General features: G+C 55.7%; 2 protein-coding genes. Both read right to left on the bottom strand.

Translation table 11 applies throughout. The annotated features are described in order from the left end of the window. Positions 1-893, bottom strand: an 893-nt coding sequence (locus RMSM_RS11310) for a hypothetical protein (protein WP_008695606.1), incomplete at its 3' end; no start/stop codon positions are given. Continuing rightward, on the bottom strand, positions 890-1,554 hold a 665-nt coding region (locus tag RMSM_RS11305; RefSeq protein WP_040765749.1), incomplete at its 5' end, for a baseplate J/gp47 family protein. The genes RMSM_RS11310 and RMSM_RS11305, both read right to left, overlap by 4 nt.

Here is a 1,554-nt window from a genome sequence, read left to right as displayed (position 1 = left end):
GAATTGCCAAGGAGTTTGTCAAGATTATCCGTTACGGTGTTTTGGAATAGACCCGTTGCCTTGACGTCAGCGAAATAGTGATTGAACGCCATTTCGATCTCTGCCAACAATTCAGCCACCGACAACGGATCAACGACCAAGTGTAAAACAGTGACCTGCTGGTCGATCGGGCTCGTACGCTCTTCCACTTCCCGCACCTGTTTCAGCTCGGGTTTGTCCAAACTCTCCGCATTGCCAATCGCCAACCAATCATTGGGCTCGATACGCAATCCCGTTCCCTTGACGTAAACCCGCTTCAACTCCGCCAACGTGCCCTGGGCCAGGTTTTGAGGTTGTGTCAGTCTCGGACGGATGGCATTCCAGTCGGCGCGGGCGGCGAAGTCGTCGGAGGTCTCGAAGGTTTGCGGCTGATCGGGCGTTCCCGGTCGCGGCGTGCTTTTGGCTGCCGTGCCGGCTGGGATCCGAACCTCGTCGGATCGGTCGTCGACCTCAAACGACAGTAGCACGGACGAAGAAAGTCCCGGGCGCGGTTCGTAACCGAGTAGCCGTGATAGTTCATGCAAAGACTCAGGTCTGGTCGCCGTACCGAGAAACGCCTCGTTGGCAAAACGCTCCTGGTAGAACGTCAACACATCGGCTAGCACGGACCATGCGTCCATCAACGCAATACTGGGATCGTCGGTTTCTCGTGTCCGTAGATTTCCCAGCGCCAGTCGGGCAGCTTCGCGATTGCCAAGATGCGGGGCGGTATCGCTGATCGCCGCCAGCATGGACTCCAAAAACTGACCATAGTCGCCGGCTTTGTAGCGAATCTGTGACAGACCCGGACGATTGAAGATCGTTGCCGGTGTTAAACGCTGAATTCCGCGGCAAGGGAGGCAAGAGTTTGTCATCGACCGCCTCCCATGTTCAGGCACAAGTAGCCGTTTGCGCGATTGCCATTGTTTTCCAGCTGCGCGATCTCCAAGTCGCCGATGTCAACTTCAAAATTTTTCCATTCACTGATCGCATCATTGCCGGAGCCGTCGCATGGCTTGCTTTGTGCCTCGTTGGTGTTGCAAGGATTGGCGTCACAGCGGTGAAGAAAATCGATCTTCACGTCTTGAACACCTGTAACCGATCGCGCGACCGTAACGATACGACTGGAATGAATCGATTGTCCGAACGTGATTCGGTCAGGATGAAAGAATCCTTGCTGGTTGTCCGGCAGATCTCGATTGCTAAATCGATCGATCAGATCGGCGCGGACGTCTTCAGGCGTAAACTGGTCGCAAACACAGATCGTCAGCCCGAGAGCAATCGGCACCTTGAATCCCTGGTGAACGGCGACGCGGTGCCCCATGCGCCGATAGCGATTGAGATGTTGTTCGATTCGAGAAACCAGTCCCGGGACGTCCGTCACCGTTGCCAACGGATCGACGGCGATCTGGACAAGCCAATAGGAACCAACCCAATCGATGGTCGCCTTGGCTTCCTGAAGTTCGAGTTTGAATTGCTTCTTCGCCAAGCGGACGTAGTCTTCCGCCAAGGACGCGCGCGGTTGATCTGCCAGCC

Origin of the sequence: Rhodopirellula maiorica SM1 (assembly GCF_000346295.1) — a bacterium.
Lineage (GTDB): Bacteria > Planctomycetota > Planctomycetia > Pirellulales > Pirellulaceae > Novipirellula > Novipirellula maiorica.
This window is presented reverse-complemented; position numbering and strand designations above follow the sequence as displayed.